The organism is Pseudomonas sp. AP42 (assembly GCF_001728935.1).
In the GTDB taxonomy this organism is placed as follows: Bacteria; Pseudomonadota; Gammaproteobacteria; order Pseudomonadales; family Pseudomonadaceae; genus Aquipseudomonas; species Aquipseudomonas lactis.
This window is the reverse complement of sequence record NZ_LYSO01000014.1, coordinates 30,485-56,241: the sequence shown is the minus strand read 5'-3', so window position 1 is coordinate 56,241 and position 25,757 is coordinate 30,485. Positions and strand designations below refer to the sequence as shown.

The 25,757-nt window shown below is 58.6% G+C and carries 38 protein-coding genes and 1 pseudogene; 3 read left to right on the top strand and 36 right to left on the bottom strand.

The annotated features are described in order from the left end of the window. Position 1: 1 nt before the first annotated feature. Both A7K61_RS08085 and A7K61_RS08080 read right to left on the bottom strand, forming a co-directional pair. Positions 2-751: a phage minor tail protein L gene (locus A7K61_RS08085; RefSeq protein ID WP_069557372.1), complete on the bottom strand. Its 750-nt coding sequence runs from the start codon at positions 749-751 to the stop codon at positions 2-4. Between the two features lie 10 nt (positions 752-761). Beyond that, positions 762-1,100, bottom strand: coding sequence for a phage tail protein (locus A7K61_RS08080; RefSeq protein WP_069557371.1), 339 nt, complete (start codon positions 1,098-1,100; stop codon positions 762-764). 48 nt (positions 1,101-1,148) lie between these two features. Here A7K61_RS08080 and A7K61_RS08075 point away from each other — a divergent pair, with 48 nt between their 5' ends. After that, entirely contained in the window at positions 1,149-1,370 is a 222-nt protein-coding gene (locus tag A7K61_RS08075; RefSeq protein ID WP_069557370.1) for a hypothetical protein, read from the top strand. Positions 1,371-1,390: 20 nt separating this feature from the next. On the opposite strand, the gene A7K61_RS08070 is transcribed toward A7K61_RS08075, so the two are convergent. Together A7K61_RS08070 and A7K61_RS08065 are read right to left on the bottom strand one after the other, a co-directional pair. After that, positions 1,391-4,705, bottom strand: a complete 3,315-nt coding sequence (locus tag A7K61_RS08070; RefSeq protein ID WP_069557369.1) for a phage tail tape measure protein — start codon at positions 4,703-4,705, stop codon at positions 1,391-1,393. A gap of 56 nt (positions 4,706-4,761) precedes the next feature. Beyond that, a complete protein-coding gene (locus A7K61_RS08065; protein WP_069557368.1) occupies positions 4,762-5,100 on the bottom strand; it encodes a superinfection immunity protein in 339 nt (112 codons plus the stop codon). A gap of 187 nt (positions 5,101-5,287) precedes the next feature. Between A7K61_RS08065 and A7K61_RS08060 the strand changes: the two genes are divergently transcribed. Together A7K61_RS08060 and A7K61_RS08055 are read left to right on the top strand one after the other, a co-directional pair. Then, entirely contained in the window at positions 5,288-5,548 is a 261-nt protein-coding gene (locus tag A7K61_RS08060; RefSeq protein ID WP_069557367.1) for a protein L, read from the top strand. Between the two features lie 80 nt (positions 5,549-5,628). After that, entirely contained in the window at positions 5,629-5,883 is a 255-nt protein-coding gene (locus tag A7K61_RS08055) for a hypothetical protein (RefSeq protein WP_069557366.1), read from the top strand. Here A7K61_RS08055 and A7K61_RS08050 read toward each other — a convergent pair. From A7K61_RS08050 to A7K61_RS07890, 32 genes and pseudogenes are all read right to left on the bottom strand, one after another. Then, positions 5,876-6,082, bottom strand: coding sequence for a hypothetical protein (locus A7K61_RS08050; RefSeq protein ID WP_069557365.1), 207 nt, complete (start codon positions 6,080-6,082; stop codon positions 5,876-5,878). The two genes, A7K61_RS08055 and A7K61_RS08050, sit on opposite strands and share 8 nt — an antisense overlap. A 37-nt stretch (positions 6,083-6,119) precedes the next feature. Then, positions 6,120-6,374 (bottom strand): annotated as a pseudogene (locus tag A7K61_RS08045) (DUF1799 domain-containing protein); the annotation flags it as partial. Between the two features lie 47 nt (positions 6,375-6,421). Then, complete coding sequence (locus A7K61_RS08040) at positions 6,422-6,802, bottom strand: phage tail assembly chaperone (protein WP_069557363.1); 381 nt, start codon at positions 6,800-6,802, stop codon at positions 6,422-6,424. Positions 6,803-6,813: 11 nt separating this feature from the next. Beyond that, a complete protein-coding gene (locus tag A7K61_RS08035; protein WP_069557362.1) occupies positions 6,814-7,461 on the bottom strand; it encodes a phage tail protein in 648 nt (215 codons plus the stop codon). A gap of 71 nt (positions 7,462-7,532) precedes the next feature. Continuing rightward, positions 7,533-7,949: a phage tail terminator-like protein gene (locus A7K61_RS08030; RefSeq protein ID WP_069557361.1), complete on the bottom strand. Its 417-nt coding sequence runs from the start codon at positions 7,947-7,949 to the stop codon at positions 7,533-7,535. Further along, positions 7,946-8,581, bottom strand: coding sequence for a hypothetical protein (locus A7K61_RS08025; protein ID WP_069557391.1), 636 nt, complete (start codon positions 8,579-8,581; stop codon positions 7,946-7,948). The genes A7K61_RS08030 and A7K61_RS08025 overlap by 4 nt, the downstream gene beginning before the upstream one ends. A gap of 17 nt (positions 8,582-8,598) precedes the next feature. Then, positions 8,599-8,967 carry a hypothetical protein gene (locus A7K61_RS08020; protein WP_069557360.1) on the bottom strand — a complete coding sequence of 123 codons (369 nt, stop codon included), beginning with the start codon at positions 8,965-8,967 and terminating at the stop codon, positions 8,599-8,601. Positions 8,968-9,235: 268 nt separating this feature from the next. Beyond that, positions 9,236-9,739 carry a DnaT-like ssDNA-binding protein gene (locus A7K61_RS08015; RefSeq protein ID WP_069557359.1) on the bottom strand — a complete coding sequence of 168 codons (504 nt, stop codon included), beginning with the start codon at positions 9,737-9,739 and terminating at the stop codon, positions 9,236-9,238. 58 nt (positions 9,740-9,797) lie between these two features. Beyond that, positions 9,798-10,373 (bottom strand): hypothetical protein, encoded by a 576-nt coding sequence (locus A7K61_RS08010; RefSeq protein WP_069557358.1) that lies wholly within the window; start codon positions 10,371-10,373, stop codon positions 9,798-9,800. Between the two features lie 49 nt (positions 10,374-10,422). Further along, entirely contained in the window at positions 10,423-11,391 is a 969-nt protein-coding gene (locus A7K61_RS08005) for a major capsid protein (protein ID WP_069557357.1), read from the bottom strand. 11 nt (positions 11,392-11,402) lie between these two features. After that, a complete protein-coding gene (locus A7K61_RS08000; RefSeq protein ID WP_069557356.1) occupies positions 11,403-12,113 on the bottom strand; it encodes a hypothetical protein in 711 nt (236 codons plus the stop codon). 87 nt (positions 12,114-12,200) lie between these two features. Then, a complete protein-coding gene (locus A7K61_RS07995; RefSeq protein ID WP_069557355.1) occupies positions 12,201-12,515 on the bottom strand; it encodes a Gp49 family protein in 315 nt (104 codons plus the stop codon). A gap of 13 nt (positions 12,516-12,528) precedes the next feature. Continuing rightward, positions 12,529-13,617 (bottom strand): minor capsid protein, encoded by a 1,089-nt coding sequence (locus A7K61_RS07990; RefSeq protein WP_069557354.1) that lies wholly within the window; start codon positions 13,615-13,617, stop codon positions 12,529-12,531. Next, positions 13,592-15,052 (bottom strand): DUF4055 domain-containing protein, encoded by a 1,461-nt coding sequence (locus tag A7K61_RS07985; protein ID WP_069557353.1) that lies wholly within the window; start codon positions 15,050-15,052, stop codon positions 13,592-13,594. The genes A7K61_RS07990 and A7K61_RS07985 overlap by 26 nt, the downstream gene beginning before the upstream one ends. Beyond that, entirely contained in the window at positions 15,049-16,350 is a 1,302-nt protein-coding gene (locus A7K61_RS07980; protein WP_069557352.1) for a terminase large subunit domain-containing protein, read from the bottom strand. The genes A7K61_RS07985 and A7K61_RS07980 overlap by 4 nt, the downstream gene beginning before the upstream one ends. After that, entirely contained in the window at positions 16,337-16,798 is a 462-nt protein-coding gene (locus A7K61_RS07975; protein ID WP_034135924.1) for a DUF2280 domain-containing protein, read from the bottom strand. The genes A7K61_RS07980 and A7K61_RS07975 overlap by 14 nt, the downstream gene beginning before the upstream one ends. A gap of 31 nt (positions 16,799-16,829) precedes the next feature. Then, a complete protein-coding gene (locus A7K61_RS07970; protein WP_069557351.1) occupies positions 16,830-17,453 on the bottom strand; it encodes a putative metallopeptidase in 624 nt (207 codons plus the stop codon). 9 nt (positions 17,454-17,462) lie between these two features. Beyond that, the gene (locus A7K61_RS07965; protein WP_069557350.1) at positions 17,463-17,714 is read right to left on the bottom strand and encodes a hypothetical protein; all 252 of its coding nucleotides are present in this window, start codon (positions 17,712-17,714) and stop codon (positions 17,463-17,465) included. Next, complete coding sequence (locus A7K61_RS07960) at positions 17,711-17,902, bottom strand: hypothetical protein (RefSeq protein WP_069557349.1); 192 nt, start codon at positions 17,900-17,902, stop codon at positions 17,711-17,713. The genes A7K61_RS07965 and A7K61_RS07960 overlap by 4 nt, the downstream gene beginning before the upstream one ends. Then, positions 17,899-18,114, bottom strand: coding sequence for a hypothetical protein (locus tag A7K61_RS07955; RefSeq protein WP_069557348.1), 216 nt, complete (start codon positions 18,112-18,114; stop codon positions 17,899-17,901). Before A7K61_RS07955 ends, A7K61_RS07960 begins: the two co-directional genes overlap by 4 nt. Positions 18,115-18,167: 53 nt before the next feature. Continuing rightward, positions 18,168-18,512, bottom strand: coding sequence for a hypothetical protein (locus A7K61_RS07950; RefSeq protein WP_069557347.1), 345 nt, complete (start codon positions 18,510-18,512; stop codon positions 18,168-18,170). Then, the gene (locus tag A7K61_RS07945) at positions 18,509-18,847 is read right to left on the bottom strand and encodes an MFS transporter (RefSeq protein ID WP_069557346.1); all 339 of its coding nucleotides are present in this window, start codon (positions 18,845-18,847) and stop codon (positions 18,509-18,511) included. Before A7K61_RS07945 ends, A7K61_RS07950 begins: the two co-directional genes overlap by 4 nt. Positions 18,848-19,028: 181 nt before the next feature. Next, a complete protein-coding gene (locus A7K61_RS07940; RefSeq protein ID WP_069557345.1) occupies positions 19,029-19,241 on the bottom strand; it encodes a hypothetical protein in 213 nt (70 codons plus the stop codon). Positions 19,242-19,944: 703 nt separating this feature from the next. Beyond that, positions 19,945-20,526 carry a hypothetical protein gene (locus A7K61_RS07935; protein WP_069557344.1) on the bottom strand — a complete coding sequence of 194 codons (582 nt, stop codon included), beginning with the start codon at positions 20,524-20,526 and terminating at the stop codon, positions 19,945-19,947. Then, on the bottom strand, positions 20,523-21,167 hold the full coding sequence (locus A7K61_RS07930; RefSeq protein WP_069557343.1) for a recombination protein NinG: 645 nt from the start codon (positions 21,165-21,167) through the stop codon (positions 20,523-20,525). Before A7K61_RS07930 ends, A7K61_RS07935 begins: the two co-directional genes overlap by 4 nt. 376 nt (positions 21,168-21,543) lie before the next feature. Then, on the bottom strand, positions 21,544-21,960 hold the full coding sequence (locus tag A7K61_RS07920; RefSeq protein ID WP_069557341.1) for a recombination protein NinB: 417 nt from the start codon (positions 21,958-21,960) through the stop codon (positions 21,544-21,546). Further along, entirely contained in the window at positions 21,957-22,433 is a 477-nt protein-coding gene (locus A7K61_RS07915) for a hypothetical protein (protein WP_069557340.1), read from the bottom strand. Before A7K61_RS07915 ends, A7K61_RS07920 begins: the two co-directional genes overlap by 4 nt. Further along, positions 22,430-23,170 carry a hypothetical protein gene (locus A7K61_RS07910; protein ID WP_069557339.1) on the bottom strand — a complete coding sequence of 247 codons (741 nt, stop codon included), beginning with the start codon at positions 23,168-23,170 and terminating at the stop codon, positions 22,430-22,432. The genes A7K61_RS07915 and A7K61_RS07910 overlap by 4 nt, the downstream gene beginning before the upstream one ends. After that, positions 23,163-23,399, bottom strand: a complete 237-nt coding sequence (locus A7K61_RS07905) for a hypothetical protein (protein WP_069557338.1) — start codon at positions 23,397-23,399, stop codon at positions 23,163-23,165. The genes A7K61_RS07910 and A7K61_RS07905 overlap by 8 nt, the downstream gene beginning before the upstream one ends. Next, positions 23,396-24,109 carry a replication protein P gene (locus A7K61_RS07900; protein ID WP_069557337.1) on the bottom strand — a complete coding sequence of 238 codons (714 nt, stop codon included), beginning with the start codon at positions 24,107-24,109 and terminating at the stop codon, positions 23,396-23,398. Before A7K61_RS07900 ends, A7K61_RS07905 begins: the two co-directional genes overlap by 4 nt. Next, on the bottom strand, positions 24,106-24,855 hold the full coding sequence (locus A7K61_RS07895) for a DnaT-like ssDNA-binding domain-containing protein (protein WP_069557336.1): 750 nt from the start codon (positions 24,853-24,855) through the stop codon (positions 24,106-24,108). The genes A7K61_RS07900 and A7K61_RS07895 overlap by 4 nt, the downstream gene beginning before the upstream one ends. Further along, positions 24,855-25,721 (bottom strand): Bro-N domain-containing protein, encoded by an 867-nt coding sequence (locus tag A7K61_RS07890; RefSeq protein WP_069557335.1) that lies wholly within the window; start codon positions 25,719-25,721, stop codon positions 24,855-24,857. Before A7K61_RS07890 ends, A7K61_RS07895 begins: the two co-directional genes overlap by 1 nt. Between the last annotated feature and the right edge of the window lie 36 nt (positions 25,722-25,757).

Sequence of the window (25,757 nt, the reverse complement as noted above, 5' to 3'; positions counted from 1 at the left end):
GTCAGCTCCGGGCGATCAAGGACACAGCGGGGAAGCCGCCGAATGGCAATGGGTTATCCGTGCCGAAGCGCGGGTCGCAGCCCTTACCAAGGGTTCCGTCGCACTCGTCCAACTCAGGGTTGTCGGTGACTACCCCGTCCTTTGTGACGTAGGGCCCGGTGTATCCGCAATTGGGGCCTCTGTAACCCCCCGTGAGGCACCAGTGGCATAACGTAGTCATCTGCCGGCCGATCGTCTCGCCGCCGACATCACCAGGGCTGGCCAAGTCCCAACTGACCGTCTCGCCGTCCTCGTTGGTCTTCTGGTCGACATACCAGACCTCGATCGATTCCTGGGTGGGATCGGCCGTGATGTTGCCGCCTTCGAAGTTCACTGCGTCGAGGAACTCCGCCAGCGTGTTGCGGATAGTCAGCTTGAACTCGAGTAGATCCTCGAAGGCCAGGCAGAGCACGGTGATTCGCCCGTTGACGTTGCCGACCGAGAGCTTCGGGCGTACCGCAGTGCCGTCACCATTCGCCTCGCTGCCCTCGTACTGCATGGGCCAGGCGCCGTACTCTTCGCCCTTCCACCAGATCGCCTTGGCTGGCAGTTGGTCAGCGTTGCCGCCGGCGGCGATCAGTTCTGCAGGCGTGTGCGGTATCGCATGACCATGGAAACGCAGGACATCGGCGCCGTAGTCGCTGCCGTCCAGCTCGAACAGCATGACTTCGTTGCCAGGCTCAAGAGTCTGGATAGCATTGATCAGCGACATGGATTGACCTTTACGGGTGGAAGGCGCGCTCGAATGTCGCCGTCACTTTGAATACGCCCCCACCCATGGGGGTCGGGGTTGGGTTTTTGCATGTGAACAGGCCGAGCTGGCCTAGTGGCGTGGTCCACAAGAAGGCCTTGGCGCCCTTGTGACGGTCGAAGAAGGCCATCATCGCCACGGCTGAGGATGTGTTGCCGGTGTGGGTGATCGGGTAGGCATCGACTTTATTGTTGATTCCGTCCCCGACCTCTTGCTTGTAGCCGTCCCCGAACTGCGAGGTGCGCACCCGATACGTGATATCGGGCGCCTCCCCGTGCTGGGTGGGCCAGGTGAATGTCTCGATCGCCATGATGGCTCCGGGTAGAATGATTTTTTGACCAAGGAAATGGGTAATTACATGAAAATGAAACTGGCAGAAGTAAGCGTCTACGAAGACACTCCGGACATTGGGAAAACCAGCATCGGCGGGAGTGTCACAATTTCGCTAGAGATGGAAGATGGACAGGCCAGCGGAACCTTCGGGGTGACTTTCGAGCATGAGGGCGCGAAAGATCTGACCTATCGCCAGCTTGAGCAACTCGTCCTTGATAAGGTCCGGTCATCCCTGACCGAAATTTAACGGCGAATCATTGCCGCTGCTTATCTCCCGTTGATCACGCGCCACGTTGCGCCCCCGCTGGGGCTCAACGTTCTGCGTTCATTTGCTGCGATCTCAGCCCGGATCAAGGTAAGGAACTGCGGGGCCAGCTTTTGACCCATCGCAGTATCTGCGGTCGCATCAGCTTCACCATTACGATTGATGTTGATGGTGATCTCCGTCTTCGACTCGGTGTTGCCACCGCTTCCCCCACCGTCACCGCCCAGCGCGCGCACCCCAAGCTCGCCGCCGGCGGTCCTAGTCAGCGGCATGATCGCCTCCGGCCCGGCTTCGGCGAAGATGCCCGCGCCCTTAGCGAAAGCGAACATCTGCGGCTTGTCGTGAACCTGGCTGCTGAAGCTCGACAAGCTTGGCGAGTCGTAGACGCCTCCCTTGGCGTTGGCAGTGATAGCGCTGCCGATGCTTGAACCGAAACTGCCAGCGCCTGCCGCAGCACCGCCGCCACCGAAATAAGCTCCCAGGGCACTGCCAGCCAGGCTGGAAAAAATGCTGGACGCCGCTTGCCGAGTAGCGATGCGCGCCATGTCCGCCAGGATCGACTTGGTGAAGTCGGAAAACGAAAGTTTGCCGGTGACAGCAAAATTCGCGACCGCGTCCTCCATGCTGGAAAAGGCATTGGTGAACAGGCTCTTGGTCTGGCCAGCCACATCATTGGCAGACTGCAGGTAGTTCTGGAAAGCTGACGAAGCACCACTGCGCCAATCGCCTTGGGCTTCCGACATCTTGTCGTAGTTGTCGACCACGGTGTCGCGGTACTTCCTCTCCGCATCTTCCAGGCTGGCTAGGTCGCGCAAGTATTCTTCCTGGCTGTACTTGTCAGGCGCGGTCTTGCGGAGATCCAGCAGCTTCGCGCGCTCGTCGTTGAACTTGTCCGTGGTTGCGTCGAGATTCGCTTGCAGTGCTGCTTGCCGGTCACCCAGGCCCAGCCCGTTTGCTGCGCGGGAGCCGGCCGCTTCCAGTGCGGCCCGCTGTCGCTCCAGCTGATTGACGTACGCCTCCGAGGCGGCCGTCAGTTGCTCAAGGCGACCCTTCTCGCTTGTGGCGATGATCGTCAGCTGACTGTCGGCATCCTTTTGAGCTTTAACCATTCCAGTGCGAGCATCGGCGATCTTCTGGTCAAGCTGGATGCTTTGCGCCGCTGTCGTGGACTTCTTACCTTTCGCCGCCTCGAGGGCATCAATCTCAGCCTGGTACGCCGCGGTAACATCGTCCTTTTCCTGATTGATCAGGGCCGACCGTTGCTTGGCATAGTCCGACAGCGATACCACACCAGCCTTCTGCTCGGCCTCCAGCTCCTTCTGGGCATTCCGGTATTCATTGACGATGTCGGACAGATTGTTTTTTGCGTTATTGAAGCTGGTTAGGTCGACTTGAGAGCTGGCGGCCTTGGGGTCTTTGTTTTTGTCGTTGAGCCCTTTCAGCAAGGTGTCGTAAGCACCCCCTGAGAACTTTTTACCGTCAAAATCGACGCCATCCAGAAGCTTGGACTTTTGGCCCGTCCTCTCAGCGTTCTCGTAAAGCGTTCTGAATTTATCGTTAAGCTTGTCCAGCCCCGCTGTGCGCTTGTTTAGAGGGTTAATCTCATCGAGCTGCGCATCCAGTTCTTTTTGGACCTTGATAGCTTTCTGGTTTGCGTCGGTGTTCTCGCCAGTGATGATTGCCAGATTGGCACTGGCTGCTTGCTTGGCCTTGAGGCTTGCGAGTTTCCTCTCCAGCGCTTCGGTTGAGTCGGTGTCCTCCAGTCCTAGCATCGAGTCAAATGCCGTGCTTGCCTTGCCCAGCCCCGCAGATATAGCCCCCGATACTCCGCCCGCCTTGCGTGTATCAAGCACGCGCTGGGTCAGCTCTATTTGCTTCGCGAGGTCTGGAAACGCTTCCGACCGAATGTAGGAATATGCGCGTTTTGTCGCGTTTCCGATGTCATCCCAATCTCGCTCAATATCGGAGAGAGAGCCTCGATAAGCCTTGAGGCGCTCTAGAGCCGCCTCATTCAAGTTTCCACTCAGGACATCAAGTGCGCGCTGATGATCGCCTTGGTCATCAATCCCCTTGATCACTTGGTACTGATCCAGGGTAAGCAACCCATACTGGCTGCTGATTTTTCCTGCAGCCTCTGTCGCTGTATCACCGGCAGTGGCGAAAGACTTCGCGAGTTCGCCAGCGCCCTGCCCCGTGATTTCGCTGATCGCTGCCGCAGCCTCAGCCAGGTTGCGCATCTGCGTGCCGCTTGTTGCGGCGCCCGACGCAAGCGACACAACCGCTTCACGCGCGCCGGATAGATTTCCAGTGATTCGCCCGGCGCCGTCGGCCATATCCTTCAAGCTGGCAATTGTCTGGCCGGCGCCATTGGTTCCGCCATTAATTGCGGCATTGAACTCGCGCGCCTGTTTCATTGCATCAAAATAGGCGTAGCCAAGCGACCCAAGAACGGTCACCAGTAGACCGGCTGGAATTATCATCCCCGCCAGACTTCGCGCTGATTCGCCGGCACCAGCACCCAATTGTGCAATGGCTCGCGCACCGCTCCCCAGATCGCCCGACTGCAGGGCGTTGGCAAGCTGCATTACGTTCTCTTGGGCTTGGCGAGTGCCGAGCTTCAATTTGTCGAACGCAGTCTCCGTCGCGGTCAGCCCGGCACGGTCCTTACCGATCTTGGCAAGGGCATCCTGGTATCGTTCGGCATCTATCTGACCTGTTTTGTGCAGGTCGTTTAGCGCTTTCTCTTGGGCCTCCAACTTCGCCAGCTTGGCGGTCACCGGGTCAATCCCGTTTACGGTGCGTTTCAGCGCCTCAATCTGGCGGTTTTCGGCGTCAATCAGCTTCTGTTTCTGCGCCAACTCCTTGGCTTCGGCCTTCTCGATTTTGTCGTAAGCCTTACCTAGCTGATCTTGATACTTTGCCTGATCTTCGATAGTGACCAAGCCACCTTTGCGAGCGCGTTCCAACAAACCCTCTGCCCGCACCAAAGATTCAATGCTGTCGATATTGCCCGTCATCGCCTTGTCGAGCTGGCTGATAACGGTGATCTCTGCGGCGGCGCTTTCAGTCGCTTTGCGGCTTGCACCGGATCTGCGATCTATCGCGGCAGTGGACTTATCGACGCCTTGGGCTACCTCATTTTCTGCCTGAGTGATCTTCTTGCCCGTGCTGGCCAAGCCTTCACCAGTCTTGCCTAGGTCGTCGATCGCCTTCTGTGCACCTTCTGCCGAGTCGACCAATTTATCCAGGTCGTCAGCGGCCTTTGCTGCTTGCGAGGACTCAACGGCAATGCCCAGGGAGGCGAAGTTGGTGCTCATTATTTTTCTCCGGGCATAAAAAAACCCGCCGGAGCGGGTGGTGGCTGTATTGATGTTCAGCTTCGAAGCAGTCTTGCTTTTTCGGCTTGGAACTCATCTTCCGAAATAAATCCGCGCTCCTTCATGGACACAAGCTTTTCAAGGGCTTCGTATCTGTCGATTTCTGGAGCGGTGGCGCTGCTCTTCGCTTCCACAGGCTTACTTATGGCGGATGTTGACCAGACCAGCGCAACCACCCACCCTATGAGAGTCCACCCCAAAAATAAGTTAAGAAGAAATATGGAGTCCGTATTTGGGTGCTTTCTGCTTTTGCCGTTAATAGTTGGCAAGAAATAAAGCACACCACCAATAAAAAACAGCATTAGAGAGCCAACCACTCCCGATTCACTAGACATAGACCCTTCTCCTTGATCAAGAAAAGCAATCTACCATTTTCATCAGGAAGCGCCAAAGCGCCGCATGGGCGGGGTACTCGTGGGTTGGCGCCTGGCCAGGCATCCAGTGTGGATGGAATGCCAGTAACTGGGCCAGGGATTGACGTAGTAGCTTTGTGCCTCATTTCTAACCAGGGCAGGACGGAAAATGGCGATCGTAACGAAAGAAACGGCAAAGTACGTCTTCCATGAGACGCCAACTATTCTCGGCGGCGGCGACTGGAACGACCTACACCAGATCGGGAGCATAGTTCCGGCCTCTGGCATCTATCGCTGCGAGGGCTGTGGCGATGAAATCACCTCAAACAAAGGTGACAAATTCCCCCCACAAAACCACCACCAGCACCCGACAGTGTTCGGTCCTGACTTAAAATGGCGGCTAATCGTCAAAACCCAAACAAAAGCGTAAAGGATTCCCCAGTCCTTCGCCTGCAAGCCCACGGACTGGGATAGCGCCAATATCGGCGCTTTTATGACCTGGAGGTCAATGTGAACGAAGGACAAACCATCTTCCCCTATATTATCGTTACCGCGAAAGACGACTACATCCCAGTAGCGGAGAAATTCGCCTACAAAGGTGTTGAAGTGGGGTGCGGTGTCATCACCTTTTTGTCAGAGTCGGATTTTGGGACCATCTACGACGCGCTAAAAAGCGTTGGATCAAGGTATGCGCTGATCTTGGCTGATGATCTTAACTACTTCGGCGACGGCAATTTCGATAGAGCCTTCCATCACATCAACTGACCTTCGTTCTGCTTCCGGTAAAAAGAAGCTTGCCACCGACAACTTCGATTTTACCGCCCTCGGAAAGATTGTACGGGCCGCTGAGCAAGTACTCGGCGCGCCCGTCCTGAACATCAATTTCGACTGGCTCCCGATTTGGCTTATTACCCAGAATCGAGCGCCAAGCGATTACCGGGCTGAACTGATCACTCTTTTGCATACCCACTCCTGCGGCAATGCCGCGTCATGTTGATTGTCTACGTCCTGCTCTCGCTCATCACCTGCAGGGCTTCGGCCTCCATCCGCCGGAAGTCGCTGAAAATGGTTTGTCGCTGGCTGATCGGCACACCACACATCCGGATCACACCGGAGAGAACGCTGTAGTCCATGCCTGTTGCGCCGCACGCGCCTGTGCGCCACTGGGTGCTCATGGCCTCGAAGACTTTGAAGGCTTCCCAGTTGTCCGGCCAGATGCAGACCTCTGTCGCGTAGTCATCCGCGTTGAAGCCGAAGGCATCCGTGCCCTCTAGCGTTGGCTCATAGAGCGCGCGTGCAGCGCTTAGGAGTTTCCCAGGCGGGCCTCATTGAAAGCTTCGGCGTAGGCATTCAGCACGGCCTTCGGCGCTGAGTTGATCGAGTTTACGAGGATTCGCACATTTTCAGGCGTAAACTTTTCCTCGATGTCCCAGCCAACGACGACGTCAAGCAGCTGGTCCGCCTGCAGATCGATCTGAGCAGCCGTGAATGCCTTGAGGTCCATTTCTCCTACCTGTTTGCTCAGCTCGTCGTGCCGCTCGTTCCAGCCTGTGTACAGCTCGGCGAGCGCTGTGCGGTCCAGGTACTTGAACTCGAACTCCACCTTCTCGGCGCTGTAACCGGCGCGCTGGATCATCACCGGCGCCTTGAAGGTCGGCTTCTGGATCAATTTGAACTTGGCCATGAGTTCTCCAATTACGCGGCGTAGCGAATGAATTTAGCGACCACGGCGAAAACGGCGGTCACCGCCATGATGTTGTTCTTGGTCAGCGACGGCACGTTGTCGAACGAGGCGTAAGCGTTGTAGACGATGACGCCACCCGAGGCGAGGTTGATGCGCACTGCGCGCGGCTTCTTGTCGTCGTCAGCTTCCAGCAGTACCTCGTTGTGAGGTAGCGCCGGATCATCCGCCATGGTCAGCGTGAACGACAGCGGGGATTTCGACGTCGGGATTTGGTGCTCGTCGTCTTCCTCGAGAAACGAGTACGTGACGTTTTGTTGCTCGCCGCCGGACTTGTTCGATTCCGTGACCTGGCTCACAGGCACCCAGGTCAGAATCTTGCGCACCGAACCGCCGCCCGCGCCAGCGATGAAGCGCGCCGCATTGGCCGTATTAATCGACTCAAGCACGAACGAGTCGGCGGTCACGGTCTTGATGCGTGCAACCCGATTGTTCAGGCGCGCCCAGCCAGAGGTGACCTCGACAAAATCGCCAACCTCTAGGTCGTGGCCGGCCGACGAAACAACGGCTTCCGTTGCGTTGGTGATCGCGGTAAAAATGATCGGCGCGTCATACGAGGCGGCGATAGCGGCAGTCGAGCCATTGGGTAGAAAAACGGCCATTGGTGTTTCCTCTTTTCAGAAATGACAAAACCCGCTCAATAGCGGGTTCTTGGTTTGCCCAATGGGCGGAATCAGGCGGTGTCGGCTCGATATTCGAACGACACCGGCACAGTGTATGTCGGTGGGTCAGACATGCCTGGGCCAGGATCAACTGGAGACATGGTAACGACGATCACGCCCGCCTTTGTGTCGCGCGCGTACAGTGGAAACAGTGCGGTCAGCTCAGCCACAAGTGGGTTCGTCTTGGTCTTACCGGTGCCGGCCGGGGCCACAATGCTGACCTGATAAACGCCGATGAAAGCGCGGTGGTCGCCGGCAAGCGTGCTGCTCGCGGTATCCCCCGGGAGCATGAACGCCCGCAGATAAGTCTCGCCGTCGGCCGGGTCGTACTGGACGTTCTCGAACACGACCCTGATCGGCTCCATCCTGGCCTTGCTCCAGGCAATCAGCTTGGCCTCGTAAATTGAAGCGATGATGGCGTGGCTCATACCTGGTTTTTCCTGATTGCATCGTCGACAGTCTTTTGGAAGTTGGCCAAGGTGACTCGAACCATCCCGTGCGGTGCTTGTTTGCTGTGCCCATACTCAAGCGGGATTGCGTACGGCAGGTTGTTCACGATGTACGCTGTCTGCCCCGCTGTCAGGGATTGAACCTGCGCTTTGAGCACAGCGATGCTGACGTTACCGCTGACATCGATCTGATCAAGCACTCCCTCGGCCGGCGTATCAATCGAAAACTGCCAGTTCCCGCGAAACCGCCCGCCGACGTAGCCCTTACCTGCAACCAGACCGTTCACATTGAAGTTTTGATCGCGCTCTGTCTTTGTCAGGGGCTTTGCGTACTTCACGCCGCGCCGCAGCTTGCCGGCTTTGGTGAAGTTCGAGTCGTTGAGGTTGATGATCGTGTTACGCACCGCCACCTTGAAGTCGTAGTCATCGGCGGCTCGTTTGTTCGCCTGCCTGTGAATGATATTCGCAGCCCATATCTCAGGGTTGCCCACCGGCGACATACGGATAACGCTGCTTCCGATCTCTATGACGATCTCGCGGATGGTCGCGTCGATACCACCCTTCGCTCGCTCGGCGAAGTCACGAATGTTTTCGGCAAAGCTGCCGTTCATGCTCGCGTATTTGTTCGTCACGACCGCACCTGCAGTTCATACAGTATCGGCGTACCGGCCGGGTTGACCTCTTTCAACGGCGGAATGATTGACCAGGTGCGACCCTGGGCGACAACTTTGTCGAGCAGACCGGGAACCCAAGCCAGACCCTGCGCGGCGATCTTCAGCTTCTTATCGCCCTGCCTGATGAGGCTGTTGTTCTGGAATTCGATACCGGTGAAGTCGAGCAGAATGCCCTGGGCGATTTGCTCGACTGTTGCCCCCGGCGCCTCACCGCCCAGCTCCGGGTCGTACTCGCCAGGCTCCGTCTTGCTTATGGTCACAGGCTGGCCGAACTCTGCGATCATCCCCAGAGCCATCACGGCCATTTCGTCGTAAAAGGCCATGGTGGCTCCAAATGTGAAAAGCCCAGCGCGATGGCTGGGCTCTAATGGTTTAAGCTCTCAGGCGACGAGCTTCAAGCATTTTATCGGCAATTTCTCCAGCAATTTTTACTAGGTTGGACTGATAGGCATCAGCGCTTCCACCGTTAGCACTGGACCTGGCTTGCTCCAGCGCCGCAGCAAAGTAAATATCCCATGCCTGCAATTAAGTTTCAGTTTTAGCTTTTTTGGTCATGACTCTCTTCCTTTAGATGAAGTCATTACGCTACCACTATGCCCTTACAGCGAACAACCCGCGCCTCTGCAAGTAGTCAGCAAACTGAGTAGTACTCGGACGATCCGGCGCTGCCGGCAACAATCGATTGCTGGTGTTGGGGATCGCCGCGTACTGCCGCGTCACCGCCCCCTCAACACGATCGAGCAGCACCGCGCCCTTACGCCTCTCCACCGGATCGATGTCGTCCTGATGAATCTCGGCGGCGAGGGCCATCTGGCCGTACTGGATGCGCGCCGGGAGGTAGTTGTTCGGCTTGATCTCGTGATCCAGCAGCACTTCCCGGCGCGGCCAGGACAAGGCCTGCTCGCTGTTCATCTTGCGGCCTTTCCAAGTCATGCCATCCATCGCCAGGGCGGCCCGGCGCAGCAGCGCTTCCTGCTCGGGAACGCCGACGGGGATGACCGTGCCGAACTTCACGGCATACATGGCCAGGTCCTCGGCGCTCGCGTAGCTTTCGGCGTCAGGCTTGCCGGTGCCGTCCTCGATGATGAGTGTCATGCGTCAACTCGCTGGAATGGTTTGGGATTGGCGGCCGCGTCACCGGCAGCCAGCATTATCACGCCTTGGTCAGATCAGCGACGAGCTTTTCCAAGGATTCTTTCGAGGCGTTGGCACGGTACGGCACCTTCGCTTCATCGAGCTTAGCCTTCAGGTCGGCGACTTCCTTCGCCTCGGCATCCACCTGACCGGCTTTTTCGACCTGCTGGAGAAGGTCATCTACCTGCAGTTGCAGGGCTTTCACCTTCTCCACTTCACCGTCACGTTCGCGGATGAGGCTTTCAACGCCCGCATTTACCGCCTCGAACACCTGAAACAGGCGATCAGCGATCGGGCCAAGCTCGCCTTCGGGGCGAATCAGCGCTTGATCGGCGAATGACTCGACGATCAGGCCGACAGCCTCAAGCTCGGCGCGGAAGGCGTCGATATCGACACTGGAGCTGCCACCATCGATCAGCAGCACCTTCGGCACTTCCTTGACCGTCACGCCAGGGACTTCGTCTGCGGCATCCTCACGACTTTCGGTAACGCTTGCATCGACGATGCGCAAGCCATTCGCCTTGGCCAGTGCCTTCACGTCTTCCTGGTACTGGTGGAATGGGCCGGGCAGATACCAGATGTTCTTGTTGCTCATGATCTTATCCTCGCCAAGCCGGGCGCTGGGCCCGGCTCAGCTGTCGGGGTTACTTAGAGGCGTCACCGATCAAAGCCACACCAGCGGTGTGCTTGATGCTGGTGGCAGTCTTGTCCCAGTTGGTACCGGTAGCCAGTTCGGCGTCGGTTGGCGACTTGCCGCCGGTGGTGGTGTCCCAGGTGTAGCCCTTCAGCCCCAGGCCGAAGGTGTAGTCGGTCTGGAGCGTGGTTTCGATGCGCTCCTTGCCGTTGGTGGTCTGGACGTTGCTGATGATGTCGCGGCCGTCGTGGACCAGCGCAGCGCCTTGCACCAGGGACAGGATGATTTCCTTGTTCGGGGTGCCGGCCTGCATCAGCGCCGGGGCATCCGTCACCACGGAGATCTTGCCCAGAATGTCGATCACGCGGACGTTACCGGCCTGGAACAGCTGGTTCTGGTTTGCCAGGTTCTGGCCGACCAACTTGTGGTAGCTGGTGCCCTGCATCACCTGGGTGACCAGGTTCTGGCTTGCATCGCCGAACTTCGCATGAGCGTTGTTCAGGCCCGCGTAGGTGATGCCAGCGGTGGCCGACACATCGTTGACTGCAGCGGCCTGGGCGGTGATCGCTGCAACCAAGGCAGCAATCGCGGTGTTCAACTGATCCTTCAGCAGGATTTCAGCGAAGGCGCGGCTGGCGACTTCGATACCTTGCGCGGTTGGGCGCTCCAGCCAGGTCATCTGCGATGGCTCGTAGCGGATAGGACCGAAGCCGCCGGCGACTTTCACCGAAGTGTTCTTCAGTTCGGTCAGGTCGGTAGCGGCGACGGCGGCGTTCGTGCTGTAGCGATCCACGCGGCGCTGGGCGGCGGCCAGGGTCTGGAAGAACGACTCTTGAAGGAAGTCACCTGTGAAGCCGTCCGGAGACAGCACGATGGCGCCACGGCTGGCGGCGTTGAAAGCGGCGAGATACTGATCCAGCGTCTCGAGAGTCGCCGGCATGATGTATTCGTTGAAAACCTGCATTTGCGACAGGGACATGAGTTATTTCCTTACGATTTTGGGAGATCCGGGAACCGGCTCGCGATCGCGGCCTGTCGTTCCTCTTTGGTGCCGCCGATTTTTCCTTTTGCGGCCCCGCCGCCACCTCCAGCACCAGCAGCCCCGCCGCCAGATGCCTTGCTACCCGCGATCAACGGCGCGAAGGCCGTGTCGTTTGCGAATTCTGCTTTCAGCTCATCCAGCGTTGCAGCCGAGAGCTTGCCCTGCTGGTCGAGGACGACCACAACAGGCTTCCCGTCGCGCTGCTCGACGCTCAGACGGCGCTCGATGTGCGGCAACAAGGCTTTGGCGCTGCCTGGAATTGCCAGGGCAGACGCGATGTCAGTAGCGGTACGGCCAACGGTCAGATCCCGGATCTGAGTGCTCAGCGTTCCACGCTCCTGTTCCAGCATGCCGTTCAGCTCAGCTTCGCGGCGGTTGTACTTTTCAGACCAGGACTTTTCGAGCTCTTCGACGTTGCCAGACTTGCGAGCGGCTTCTTCACGCTCCAGTCTGGCCTGCTCTTCAGCATCCTTGCGAGCCTTCTCGGCGGCTTTCTTCTCGCCGAGCAGCTCTTCCACCTTCGATTTCAGGCCGGATACATCTTCTGGTTGCGGCAGGCCTTCAATACCGAGGACAAACTTGCCTTCCTTCTCGGTGTAGAGCGATTTAACGGAGTCATCGAGACCGTCAAGAGTGTCCAGCTGATATTTCAAACCCATTTGTTTGTCTCCCAGAGACGATTTGCAGGCCCTGCCCGCAGACATGAAAAAGCCGGCTCATGGCCGGCCTGGTGATTCGGTGTTAGGTTACTTGGCTTCGTGCAACTGCTGCTTGAGCGCGTAGCCCATCAGCGGCCACAGTTCCTGGGTTGCGTTCTCGATGGCGATCTTCTCGCCGATCTCGGCATTGTCGTTTGCAGACGATGCGCTGGCGGAGGGGCGCCCAGTCACCGCGAAGCCATTCACCGTGGTAAGCACGGCCCAGCGCAGGACCTGGCCAGAGGGAGAGACGTGCTTAACGATCTCCGTATGGGAGATGCTGGCTTGCAGCTCTGCGAAGCTGACACGCGGCGCAGTCAGGCCATTGGCTTGAATCTCTTGCTCGATTGCTTTGTCGTTCATGTGGATCTCCAGGTTATTTTATGCCTGCCCGCTCGAACGCCAGAGGCTCAAGAGCCTTCATCTGCACAAGGGTCAGAGGTGAAAAGTTGCGATCAAGCTGCAGTTCGGAGAATCGTTCGATACTCAGGCCACCTTCGCGGAACAGCTTGGCGCGGACCGGGCCGATGGCCTTGTCCTGAAACGCTGATGGCTGCTGCTGGAGCCAGTCGTAATAGCTGAGGTCTGCCCTCACCTGCTGGGCACCGCCGTCGCCGATGGATGCCCGAGTGGCGTCCTTGGCAAACAAGGCGCTGAAGCGAGTCACCGCCACCACCGTCGAGCGGCAGTTGATATGGATCGGAGGCCTCGGCCCTTCAGTCAGCTTGAATCGTTGCTTATCCAGCGTCCGGCATTGGCTGGTGGTCTTCGAATCCAGGGTGCTGACCCACTCCACCGACTGCACGACGTCACTGTTTTCCTTCAGCGTCTCCATGCGCGCCTGGGTGGCGACGTGCTGCACCGCCGTTCGCACGATGGCGCCGGCGTTGCGGTTCGTCGTAGCCAGGATGCCGTCGTTGTACTGGAGCGCCTTGGTGCCCCGGATATTCTTGATGATCTGGAAGTTGGTTTGGCCTTCGAAGAAGCCCTGCCTGATCGCGCCTGTGAGGCGTTGCCGCTCGGTAGCGGTGAAGCCATCAATGAACGACTTGAGCAGCTTCCCGCCGTCGGCACCGCGCACGCTGAGCGGGTTCGTGAGGATCGCCGCCCTGATCGCCGCCGCGCCTGGCACCGCCGCATCGAAGGTGACGCCCACCGGTGCCGCCCGGGTCAGGCTCGTCGCTTCAAACTCGGCCTCGTAGTTGGCGATATCCACCAAGTCGAGGTTCAACTTCTCGCTGTACCGGTCGAAGATGCCCAGCAGCAGGCTATCAACCTCGCTCAGCAGCCGCTCCAGACGCGCAACGGTGTAATCCGTCAGGTCTGCCCGGGTCAGTCGCTCGCGGATCGAACGGTCAATTTCCTTGAGGAAGGGTGCGAACTTCGCAACCTCTCCCGACTTCAACTGCTCAAGGAACACCGCGTGCCGAATGGTGGCGTCAAGGATTGCTTGGTTTGCGGCCATTCGGAATTACCTCGTCGTCATCCAGGTCAGGCCCAGTGCTTTGCGCTTCCAATTCGCCTCGGATGTCGTCGTCCGTTTTCTCCGGGTTGATCACGCCGCGATCGCGCAGGTACTGCCAGAAGTCGCCCTCAGGCAGCTTGCCGCCCTGCACTGCATTGAACAGCGCTGCCAGGATCGTCGCGTCCAGGGTGATCTGGCTGAAGTCTTGATTGAGCTTGTAGACCACTTCGCCGGGGGCGTTGACGAACTCCGCCATCCACTCAAGGCACTGGCTGTAAGCTTCGCTGACGTTGCTCACCACCAGGGAGAGGACGCTGTGTTCGGCGGCGCTGTCGTTGTCAGCCTGGGTGGCTGTCTTCACTGCACTGCCGCGCTCGATCAGTCGGGCGCCGAGCGAAACCATGTCCTGCTTCTTGGCGTCCATTGCCTCTTTGGCGACGGTGTTGGGCTGCGCCTGCCATACGCCACATGCACCATTCACGGGGAGCAACCAAGGCGCCCTCGATCCCAGGAAAATCCCGGATTTTTCGAGGTGGTCTCGCCATTGCTCATCAAGGCCAGACATCCATGGTTGGGGCTGGCCCACCAAGTACGCTGCCTCTTCATAATCCGCGCTGTTGCGGTAATGCCCGATGTTCACTTCGGCCATGTCGTACAGCGGCGAGTCGTCAATGCTGGTGTCGTTGTTCTCGCTGCCCAGGAACTGGAACGGGATGATGCGCCACGGCTGGCCTGATCCGTTCAGCGGGGCAAATGGCGCGACGGTCATTTCCGTCTTGCTGGATCCCTCTTCCCAAACCTCCTGGGTGTAAACGCCGGAAGCATCCAGGCGCAGCACGCGGTATTGGGTAACCTGCTCACTGCCAAACCCGTCGTCAGTATCGACGTCGATCTTTTCGCGCAGGACAACCAGACTCAGCAGGTGCTGGCCGCCAACCTGGCGCGTTTTCCAGTTAATTATTGATTCAGCCGGGTAGCTGGCGACGTTTGCACGGGCGCGGCCTGCCTGCTCGTCGGCCTTGCTCACGGTGCCGGCCTCAACGGCGGCGTAATCCACCAGCAGGCCGTGACGGCCGACTTCGAGCAAATGCCCGATAACCGACTGAGATTGCTGGTAAACGCTGACACCTTGCCCGTCGATGTCTTTTGTCACGTAGTCGAGGGCACCGGGAACAGTCAGCGTTGGCCATGTGCGGAACACCGCGCCCACCAGGCTGTGTTTCGTGCGGCCGGTCGCGTTGTAGAACACAGCACGCTTCTTGTACGCGTCATAGCGGTCCTTGTTGTCCTGGGACTTGTCCGAGGCATTCGGCCTGGGCAAGTAGTAATCGCCCGCGGCCTTGACCGTTTCTGAGCCCTTGCAGACGTCGCGCACCAAGCGCCAGCGGTATTTCGCCGCCGTGTACTCGGGACGGGTGAAAGTGACGTCCGTCATCGAGCGACCCCCATTTTCATTGCGGTGACCGGTTTGATGATCGGGTACTCGCGGTGGATGAAATAGCCGCCGGCATCGTTCGCGTGATCGATACCGGCGGTTTTGTCTGGCTCCCCGTTCGCGCCCCACACCTGCTGCTCCAGGCCGTCGGCATAGGTTGGGCAGGTAAACGGGTTGACCAGGTAGCGGCGCTCGCACTGCGCATTGCAGAAGACGGCGTTCATTGCGTTGATTCGGTCCTTCACAGGCGGGTTTGCCGCTGGAGCGATGACCGCGAACCCGGCCTGCTTGAGCATGGCCAGGTCGGTGATACTGGCGTTCACGGACTTGCGCGAATCGCCCGATGCATCCGGGTAGATCCTGATCTCGCAGGTCTTCTTGAAGTCGTTGCCGTCGTGCTGCCAGTACCGCTCTTTGATGCGGCGGATCATGTCGGGCGTGTCATAGCCGTCGATCAGCTCATCGACAGCCCTGGGCAACCCCTGGTCGCGCTTGACGTGGGTAATCGCCGCCATCTTGCCGACGTTGAAGTCCATCCCGATGAACAGCGGCTCGCCAGGCTGCACGGTGTCGAAACATTCGTTGAGCTTGCGGTCGTAGGCCGTGTAGATCGTGCCGGACGTCAGGTTGACGAACTGGCCTTTGAGGTACGCCATGATCAGCTGCGGCGGATACGACTCCATCAAGGAGGCGATGTAGTCATCCGGCAGATTGAGCTCGTTGTCGAAGGTGCTGGCCTGCACCAGGCCGTACATCTCCTTGAGCGACGGCTTGTCGCGCAGCTGCTTCACGAACTGCAGGAAGACGAACTTGAAGCCTTCCGGCGTCGTGGTGACGTCCACCCCATTCTTCAGCCCGGGCAGGTTGTAACGCATCCGGGCAATGATCTTGCGCCAAGCCTGCTGCGCCTTGACGGCAGTAAGCACGTCCAGCTCATCCACCAGAGCTTGGCCGATTTTGAAACCGACAATCGTCTGCGGCTTCTCCATCGACCGGCAAATCACGGTGCCGCGGTACTGCCGGCCGCTGTAGATGTGAACCTCGTGGTTCGCCTGGTTGATCTTGGTCTTCAGCCCCCAGTCGTAGGCAACCTCATCCATGGTCGGATAGAAGATGTCCCGGATCTGCGGGTATGTCGGTGCGAAGTATCCGGCGTTAACGCCCGGCCACTCCATGAAATGCTTGCTCAGTGCCGAACAGCCTACCCAGGTCTTGCCTGAGCCGAAACCGGCAACGAACGCACGGAATTTGTGGGGCAGCGTGAGGAACTGAGCCTGCGGAACGTTAAGGCTCGGCATTCGGCTTCCTCGCATCCACCACGTCGACCTGGATGCGGGTCGGGATCACCGGTTCATCGCCCGCCTCTTCTTTACGTGCCCGGTTGACGTAGATGTCACCAGTTTCTTTCGCGGCCTGCTCGAGGATCTGCATGGCCAGACCGATGTTCTTCATCGTCTCAGCCTTCTCCACGAAGCGGTTCATGGCTCGCAGGCGGAAGGCACGGTTGGCAATCGGGATATCGACAGTCTCTTCCCTGAAGCGCTTACGGCATTCTTCAAAAAACGTCTTCCACTTTTGCCCGAGGTCCCGACCGGAATACTTGGTTGGATCGTATCGCTCACACAGTTGGCGGGACACCTCGATGCCGTATTGTTCCTTGACGGCCTGGCAAACCTGACTGGGAGTATCGAAGCAGGCCAGGGCTTGGACAATAAAGGCCTTCACCTCATCTTTCAGGGCTGCCATAGATTTGTTTTCCGTCAAGGGCTGTCAAGGATTAAGCCAGCTTGAGCAGACAGGTTCCGCAGGCCCTCGCAATGTTCAATTTCCCCACCTCAGCAGGACTGTTTGCAGCATCCACCAACGCTTGAACGTCAGGGCTCGCACCGTAGCGGCGGACCACGCCGACAAACTCTTCGACGTCGTGTCCACGCATCTCAAGCTTCGGCGCCCCTTCCTTGGTGAAGGCAGGCTGGCCGTACTTATCGTTGGCGTGGGCGATGTGATAGAGCTCATGCTCCACCAGGGCGCAGAAGTCGGTGTCACTGCACTGGGCGCAGTAGTCAGCAGCCAAGGTGATGATGAAGGTCGGCACATCACCGAACCAATCACGCATCTGTTGCTCCATCCGGGCCTTCTGCCAGCCGCCGGCGCGGAACGCTACCTGTTCAGCTTGGCCCAGCACAGTGCGCCCCTGCTTATGGAAGCTCGACGATGCCCACATGACCTGTATGTCTGCATCCAGTAGGTGGGCATGGTCTTCGTTGTGAATGCAGCCGGTGTCGGCCAAGATCTCGGCCTGGAGCCATTCCCAAACCTCGGGCGCCGGGGTCAGGCGGATACCGAAGTCTGAGAGGCCGGACAAATCAAGTAATGACGCCGGGGGCATTGGCCTATCCATTGGTTGTCCTCAGTCGCCGGTGTCCAGCAGCACATCAATCAGCTTCTGCTCACCCAGGCGCATGGCACCCAGGCATTGCAGGTCGTCACACTTGGGGCCGAGGCCGAACACAGTCACCTCTCCCTTCACGCCAATCAGCGTCAGGGCGCCCACGGTGCATTCAGGATGCTCGCCGGAATCAAGGTCATCGGCGATCTTGCGCAGGGTCTTGGCGGCTTCGCGCCAGTCTTCCCGCTTGAACTCCAGAACCTTGACGGTCATTCGGTCACCATCTGATGGGTTTGTGCATGTGCATGGCCGTGTAGCAAGCTGACGACCAGGCCCTGAGGCAGTCCGGCGTCCTTGGCAGCGTCCACGGCATCAGCAATAGCCTTGTCGAGGGCACTTACCGCAGCGCTGATGTCTTGGCCCAACGGAAGCGCGTGGCGCAGGCGAGTGACGTTGCTCACGTGTTGTGCCCTTCCAGAGGCTGAGCAAAGGCGAACTTCACGCCGTCATCCGGGAAATACGTGGAATAGGTGGCGTTCTGAAGGATCACACCGTCGGCCAGCACTTCAACAGCTGCATCACCATACTTGGCGATCAAGGCAGCCTTCAGGTCATCCGCCGACAAGGTGAGCGTGATGTCGTTAAAGTGGATCAGCGTCTTCTTGATGCTCATGACAACCTCATTTCTCGCGCCACGATTTGGCGCATTCGAAAACGTGGCGCGGATTACTTGGTCCGGCGCTCGACACCACCTGGCGCCTTGTCACAGTGCAGGCAGTGCTCGCAGTTCAACGTCCGGCACAGCCAGACCTTCACCCGCCGCCAGTAGGTGACCATGAAAATGTGGCGTGCGCCGGCCAGGGCCAGGGACACATGCAATGTCAGGCCGGCACTGGTCGGGCCGAAGAAGATGTTCTGGCTGCGCGCCATGACGACGAAACCGCTGATAGCGATGGCCGAGTAGATCAGCTTCCCGAGGATGCCGTCCCTTACCTTCCCGCTCAGTACGCACCAGGCTGCCCACAGCGCGATAAGGCCACAGGCAATGGAGTTGATCAGTTCAAGATTCATGGTGGATTGCCTCCCCCGAACCGCTGGCGGATAAGCGCCCAGAGGTCAGCGGCTTTGATGGCTCGGTTGATTGCTGCCAGGAGCGAACCGCCGAACGTGCCCAGCAAGAAGCCAATCCCGGCGACGATCTTGGGCTCAGTGACATTCAGGTAAGCGCTGACCATGCTCGCCAGGTACAGCGAGCAGGCAACCCCAGTGACCAAGAACACCATCCAGGCGCGCCAGTCGGACAAGTCGTCCTTGTGCCACCAGCTCGCAACAACAGCCCCAATCAGGCCCGCAATCAACAATTCGAACCTGTCGATCTTGTCGAGCAGGCGCTGTAAATACTCCATGCGCTCGACTCCGTGGGGCATGTTTGGGAATTGAATCGGCTCACACAGCACTCCCAGCTCGGAGCAATGGGTGTGGTGGAGCCGAAAACTAGAAGGCCCCTGCATGTGCAGAGGCCCTGAATGTATGAGATTTCCTGGCGTCTATACCCACGCCGAGCTACATCGACTTAAACGGCATGAACTAAACCAAACAAAATTTCCATCCCTGAAAAGTCCAGAGGTCAGCGCTGTCGCCATTCTCGAACTGAACTCGCCACAGAGGCATTTCGTCCTCTCCGGTAAAGGTGACGTCATCGAAGTACAGTTTGCCTATCGCTTCAATACCTGACTTTGATATGACAGAAACAGGACGACCATCATCTTTCCATTCAGGAAAATCATCTCGCCAATCCATGTTCTACCCCTGTCTCGCATCGAATTATTGAGCCTCAATGTTGACACAAGCCTATACCCAAATGTCGAGGCCCTTAATAGGTGCGGGTGACCGGCGCTGAAGCCGTGGAAGGTCGCCTGTTGTTGCGGCAGGGGATTGGCTATTAAGCAGCGTTGCGACATCTCCGCTTTACGCTCCGGCGCGCCCGACCCCTCTCGTACTGCACTTCAGCTACGCCCGCATAAATTGAAGGAGCAATTACCGAGATCTGAAACAAAAGGACATTATCGGACTTTTAAATTGCACCAGAGAAGAAGGCTAGGCATTGCAGAATGCTGCCATTTAAATAGGCGCAGGCCGTAGCCACTGCCTATTACCTAACCCACTTCTCTGGTGCAACTTGAGGGTCTTTCCCCTCCTGTCCGCCAAAGACTATTACGACGTCGACGCCCTAATGCATCGATCTCGCCTTTCCTGTCTCGCGCCACCCTGTAAGCACAGTGAGGTCAAGGCGCGCGGGCTGCCGGTGTTTTTCCGTAGCGCTGCACTACCGGCTTATCAGCGTCCAGGCCTTCCGTGAGGCTGCCCTGGCTGCAGTAAAACTCAGGCAACAAAAAACCCGGCGCAGTGGCCGGGTTTTCTTGGATCAAGAGTAAGTTGCCGAAGGCAAAACTCTAACAGTGGCGATAAGGTATCACCAGCCGCACGGGAGCGCAATAGGCCCTCATGCGGCCTCGCGCATTTCGTAAATTACCGCTGCCACAGGGCTGAGTGCGCGCCGGTCCAGATCCTCGCAGCACTCGAAGATCAGCTGCAGCACGCCACCCCAATCCCGCTCCCAGTTGCACGACTCCAGGCGCACTTCGTAGACCTGCCACATCCAGGCCCTGAACTTCTCGGCGTTGGCCAGCGGGTCTTCGTTGGACGATTGCCCGCCCTGGTGCATGTGCTGGTACCGCCGTAGCACGCCCTTTACCACGAACTCCAGCTTATCGCGCTTTGCCGCCGTCATCCGTGGAGACCGGTTTTGCACCAGCAGGAATACGACCTCTTCCGCCGCCTCCCGGATATCGTCGTTTTGCTCGGCGGCGTACATGAAGTCACCGAATACGCGGATCTGCGGGTGCAGACGAGCGATTGCCGACTGGATGTGCCCAGCCAGTGCCCCGTGCACTGCGTGGTTTGCCGTAGGGCCGCGCTCGGTGTTCTGCACCACCACACCGAGCTGCACCACATCGGAGGTCTGGCCGGGAGCCGGGTTGTACTTGCAGTCATGCCAAGCCTGGCGCGCTGAGTTGATCTTCATGCTGCCTGCCCCTTCTTGAGTTCTCTGGTCTTTGCCCGGTATTCGGCGGTGATGGCTTTCAGTTGCTCTACGGTGTACTTGCGTGGCGTGTGGTCGGCTTCCAGCGCCTCGACAGCCTCCAGGCCGATGCGGGCGATCAGCCCTTCCCGGAACGCCTGCGAAACCGTTTGGCCCTTTCGGGCGTACTTGGACGAGCCGGCATTACAGCTCTTGCACTGCAACCAGATGTTGTTCGGCACCAGCCGCAGCTCGGGACGGGCACCCTTACCGAGGAAATGACCTGCGTCGAATGCCCCACCAGTCTTCCAGCCCTGCGCTGCGCGTATCTCTTCCTGGCTCAGGCCGCAGCTCATACAGCCGCTGCCGATGCTCAGCTCGTAGGTGCGTCGGTAGTCCCGCACAGCCTTCTCGGAATCCTTCATGTGGTCGCCGCGACTCTTCAGGGCCTCCTTGCGGACCTTGATGTCCTTGCGCTCGATGTCGGCCAGGGCCTTGCGGGCTTTCGGCGCGTGCCTCGGCCCGTCGATCAGAGCGCAGGCTGGACTGCACACCGCCTGGCCCATCCGCGAAGGCACGAATGAGGCCCTACACGCAGAGACGCGGCATTTTTTCGGCTTGGCCGGTTTCCGTTCGATGGTCATACAAGGAACTCCCGAGTCTCACACTGCTTTCCGGTCCTGCGGATGTATTCCTTGCGCTTCGAAACGGCCATCAGGTAGCACTGCTGGCAGGAGGCGTCAGGCGCAGCTTGCCAAATTGCCTTGGCGCGACGGACGACGTAATTGCCGCACTGACAACGGCAGGACCAGCGCCCTTTCCCTTGACCTATCCACCCAGCGACAACCAATCGGCCGAATTTTCTGCCCGCCAGATTCTCCATGCCTTCCGGAAGCGGTTTTATATCGATTGGCAGAAACGAGCAGATCTCGGTTTCCAGCCCGCGATATTCAAATGACTCACCTCGACCTATGACACGGGCCGCCGCAGCGTTTACTGGTGTTTCGTGACCCTGCCTCATCAGTAGCGCCCTCCCCAGTTGTCCTTCTGCGTCCACCGCACCTGGTGCTCGGCGCCGAAGCAATGAACCCACTCGATCAGTTCGCCGCACTGCTTCACGGTGAGCTTGCTGGTGCGCTCGTAGATGACGTCGAAGCCGTTGCCGTCTACCGCAGGTATCATCTGGGGCTGATCGCCCGTCTCGCGCAGCCAGGCGGCCGTCAGCAGGCGCTTCCAGATCAGGACATCCCACTTCTTCCCGGCGTGCTCGACCTGAGCGGCGATATCGGCCAGTGCCGCGTGCAGGGCCTTGTTCTGCTCCCCGCTGCGGTCTACTTCGGTGATGGCCAGCTTCTTTGGCTTGGCCAGGTCCAGGCCGGCGATGTAGCCCATGGCCTTGTTGCGGTCTGATTCGTTGCGGATCTGGAGGCTGGTCATGCTGCAGCCTCCGCCAAAGGCTCGCCGATGCGCCGGGCCAATAGATGGTCACGCGAGATAAAGGCGTCGACGACGAAGCCGCCAAGGTCGATCGCCAGCGGAATGCCCTCGCCCTTCCCGCGCGCCACGTAATACTTGCGGTCCTCGCGCCCTTGAACCGGGTCAAGGACGAAGTAGTTCTCGTCGGTGACCTCGATCAGGATTTGGTGGTTGCCGCCCTCAATGTTGAGCGATGGAGACGTACAAAGATAAACACCCTGATCGGCCAGCGGCGGGCAGTCCAGGCTGAAGAAAGCCGTGTATTCAACGCTCAGGCGCTCCAGCATCTGCCGCAAGGTCAGATCGCCGTCGCGATAAGGCTGATGCATATCTTCGATGACCTCCTGCGCCGGGCGCCCAACGATCATTGCCAGGCATGTCGACACGCAGCTGTACGGGCACGGTTGCATTTGGTGAGTGATGATCGGGCTCATGACCGCTCTCCCTGGCCAAGGTCGGCGGCCTCTTCTTCCCACGGAAAAGGGCTGTACGACTCAAAGTCAGTCTCCCAGTGAGCCGGCTCCGTCATGCCCACGTTGTCGTAATGCGCCTGGCAGTGCCCGCATCTGAAAACGTAAAGGCCCGATCCCTTCTCGAAATAGTCCTCCCGATATTCAAGGATTTCCGCTTGGATCAAGGCCAGCTGCTCGACTGTGATTTGGCCGCTGATAGCGCTGATGAATGGATCGTCGCCTTCGCTGTTAAAGACCTCGATCCAGACCGACTCTTCGCCATTGCGCCAAGCGTTGGCGTCGTACTGGCTCTGCTCAAGATCGTCACGCAGCGCCTCGTTCTCAGCCTTCAGCTGAGCATTCACCCGCTCGTAGGCTTCGTAGCCGGTCTTGAGGCCGGCGATTTCTGCCTTCAGCTCAGCGATAACTGCCGACTTGGTATCGCGAGTGGCTTCTACGTCACGCTTGCCACGCCACAGTTCTGCTCGCTCGCTCTCAAGCCGCTCGTTCTCGACGATCATGGCCAGGACTGAGAAAGGGTTGGCGGCGGCAATGAACTTGGTGTTCTCAGGCTGAGCGCAATCAGCGACTGATCGCCACGTCTCAACGTAGGTAGTCCCCTCCTCCACGCGGGCCGGGCACACATAGGAGCCGTCATAGCTCCAAGGGCCTGGCGTTGCAGCCTCGGCCAGCCGCTTAAGTTCGGTGTAGTCAGTCATGGAAAGTGTCCTCAGGCTCAAAATCGGCAAGGTGGGCAAGGAATTCTTCTTGTTCCTTGACTTGCTTTTTCAGCAGCGCCGCGTGGGAGGCTTTCCAAGCCCACCATGCGAAATGGAGGGTGCTGGTGCTGTAGGTGTCGTCACGTCGGCTCAGGTACACCGCCAGCACGGGCTCTTTAGCTTCCAAAGCAACGGCGGTCTCAAACTCTTCACGCATCTTGTCGGTCATGTCCGTTGCTCCGTGGTCTTCTTGCCGAACTTGGCCAGCAGCTGGGCGCGGGCGGACTTGCCGTCGGCCGGGATTCCCTGCTGAATAATTTTTGCCTGGACCTGCTGGTCGGCCAGCTCATTGGCGAGTTCGAAGTCGGTCTTTTGGCTGTCGTGGCCGATACCAGTGAGGATCTTGCCGTCCAGCGGCTGGCCTTCCTGAGCGCGGCGGATCACCACGGCGTAGTTGTGGTCGAAGCGCTGGCGCAGGCCCTTGTCTTCCTGCTTGGCGGCGCGCAGGTCGAACAGGCCGGTGGCAATGGCCGCGATCTTCACGCCTTCGTGGCTGTAGGTCTCCATCAGCGCCTCCATCCACGCACCGGCGACCGAGGGCATGCCGAAGTCTTCCGGGCCGGGCACGCACATAGCGATGAACTCCCCAACGCTCGGAGCGAAAGGCTTCTTGAGCTTGCGGCACTTCTGGATGCCGAACTCGATCTGTTCCAGGGTGCGGATGCCCTCGTCGGCGAACTCTTTGATCCACTCAGCCTTGGCGGCGTCGAGTGCTTCGGTAGACGGCCATGCCTGGCGCCACGCAGGAAAGATCCCGCGAAGGCGACGGAACAGGTCATTTACCACTTCGGCAGTCTGCGGAGTCACCTGGAGCGGCTGAGCGTGAACGGCTGGCGGCAGGTTGCCCATGGTCGCCATCAGCTGGCTGGCTGGCTTCATGGGCTCACCACAAGGCCTTCGGCCCAGGCATTGCTGTCGAAGTCAGGCTCACTGCTCTGGCGTGGCGTGAACTGCCTGATGTTCGACGCTGCTGCACGATTGCGATCGTTGAGCACCCACTTGACCAGCATCTGCACCCACTCGGCTTGGGTGTTCACCTGGCCGCGAGGTTCGTAGTGAGCAGTGAATGCGCGCCGCGCCTCTTCGGTGAACAGGTCCAGCGCCACGCCAGAGTGAACCGAGTAGGTTTTCAGAAGCTTGTGATCAGGATTCCAGTCGAGGGTCATTTCGCTGGGCATGCGAGGGTCAACCGACTCACGCACAGATAGAGGTTCTTTATTCTTCTCTTTCTCTTCTTTAGGTAACGCACTTTTAACGTTGGCAGCGTTACCTTTTGCGTTACCTGACTTATGTCCGGCAACCCTGCGAGCCGTCAAAGCCCTGTTTTTAGCGGTCTTCCCGTTATGACGGTCGAAATGAGGGAGGCTGATAACACCCTCGCACTCAACCATCCAATCGACCAGTTTCATGTAGTCGCAGAACTCGTTAACGCCAACGAGACGATCAAGTAACTTTTTAGTAACGCTCGGAGCGTTACCATTTTCTGTCTGCTGATCGAACCAGCCCCAGACGCGCATAAGCTTGCCAACTACCGCATCTGGATCGATACCAGCCCACTCTGCGATCTGGCAAACCTCTGGCTTGTCCAGGGTGCACAGTTCGAATTTTATCCAATCACCGGCCATTACTTGGCTCCTTTGCCGACAAGGCCGGCCAATTCGAGGAAGCGATCCACGTACCAGTGAGGCTGCGTCTCGCGGGGGCATTGAGGGCTGGTGAGGTTCTTGCCGTAGGCCAGGCCTTTCTCGGTCACGGACCAGAAATCGACCATTTCCTGCTTGGAGTTTTTGCGCTGGAGCAGCGTCAGGAAGCCGTGAGCCTTGAGTGCAAGGTTGAAAGCGCGGGCGGTGCTGGCGATGGCGTGATCTTTGATCAGGGCGGTGATTGCCTTGGTAGGCATCGAAGAGCCGCCAGCGGCGTCAGGCGCAGCGTCCACGGCGTAGCCTGGGAGGAATTTGGCATCCAGGCCGTTGTTGGCGGCGATCTGCGCAAGCATCATCATTTTGCTGGAGGGGGCCGGCTTCAGCAGGCGATCGAAGCATTCCAGAATGGCGAGTTCGCCAATGACCTTGGAGTTGTTCGTCACCTGGGCGGTGTAAGAACCGGTCTTTCGAATGGTCGGCAGGACCTGGCCCACCACCCACTCTTCGAACTGCTCAGCAGCCGGAAGCTTGGACTTCATCACCAGGCGGTACAGATCGCGTTCAGGGATGATTTGGACTGCACGGACCTGACCTCCCATTTCGGTATGGCAGGTACTGACCGCTTTGCAGTGAACATTGATCGCCTTTGACGTATTCGAGTAGCCGAGGGCTTCAGCGATGTCCTTGGCGATGAACCAGGGCTCGCCGTGGCCGTCGTCAATTACGCGGACAGGGAAGCCGTGGAAGTCGAAAGGAGTCACTGGTTTAATCCGCGCCACGTTTTCAGATGTAGCAAAACGTGGCGCGAGATTGTTGGGGCTATTGATCGATTCTGTGTGTTGGTGCATGATTCGCTCCAGTTGTTTACCGCTGTAGAAAAAGCC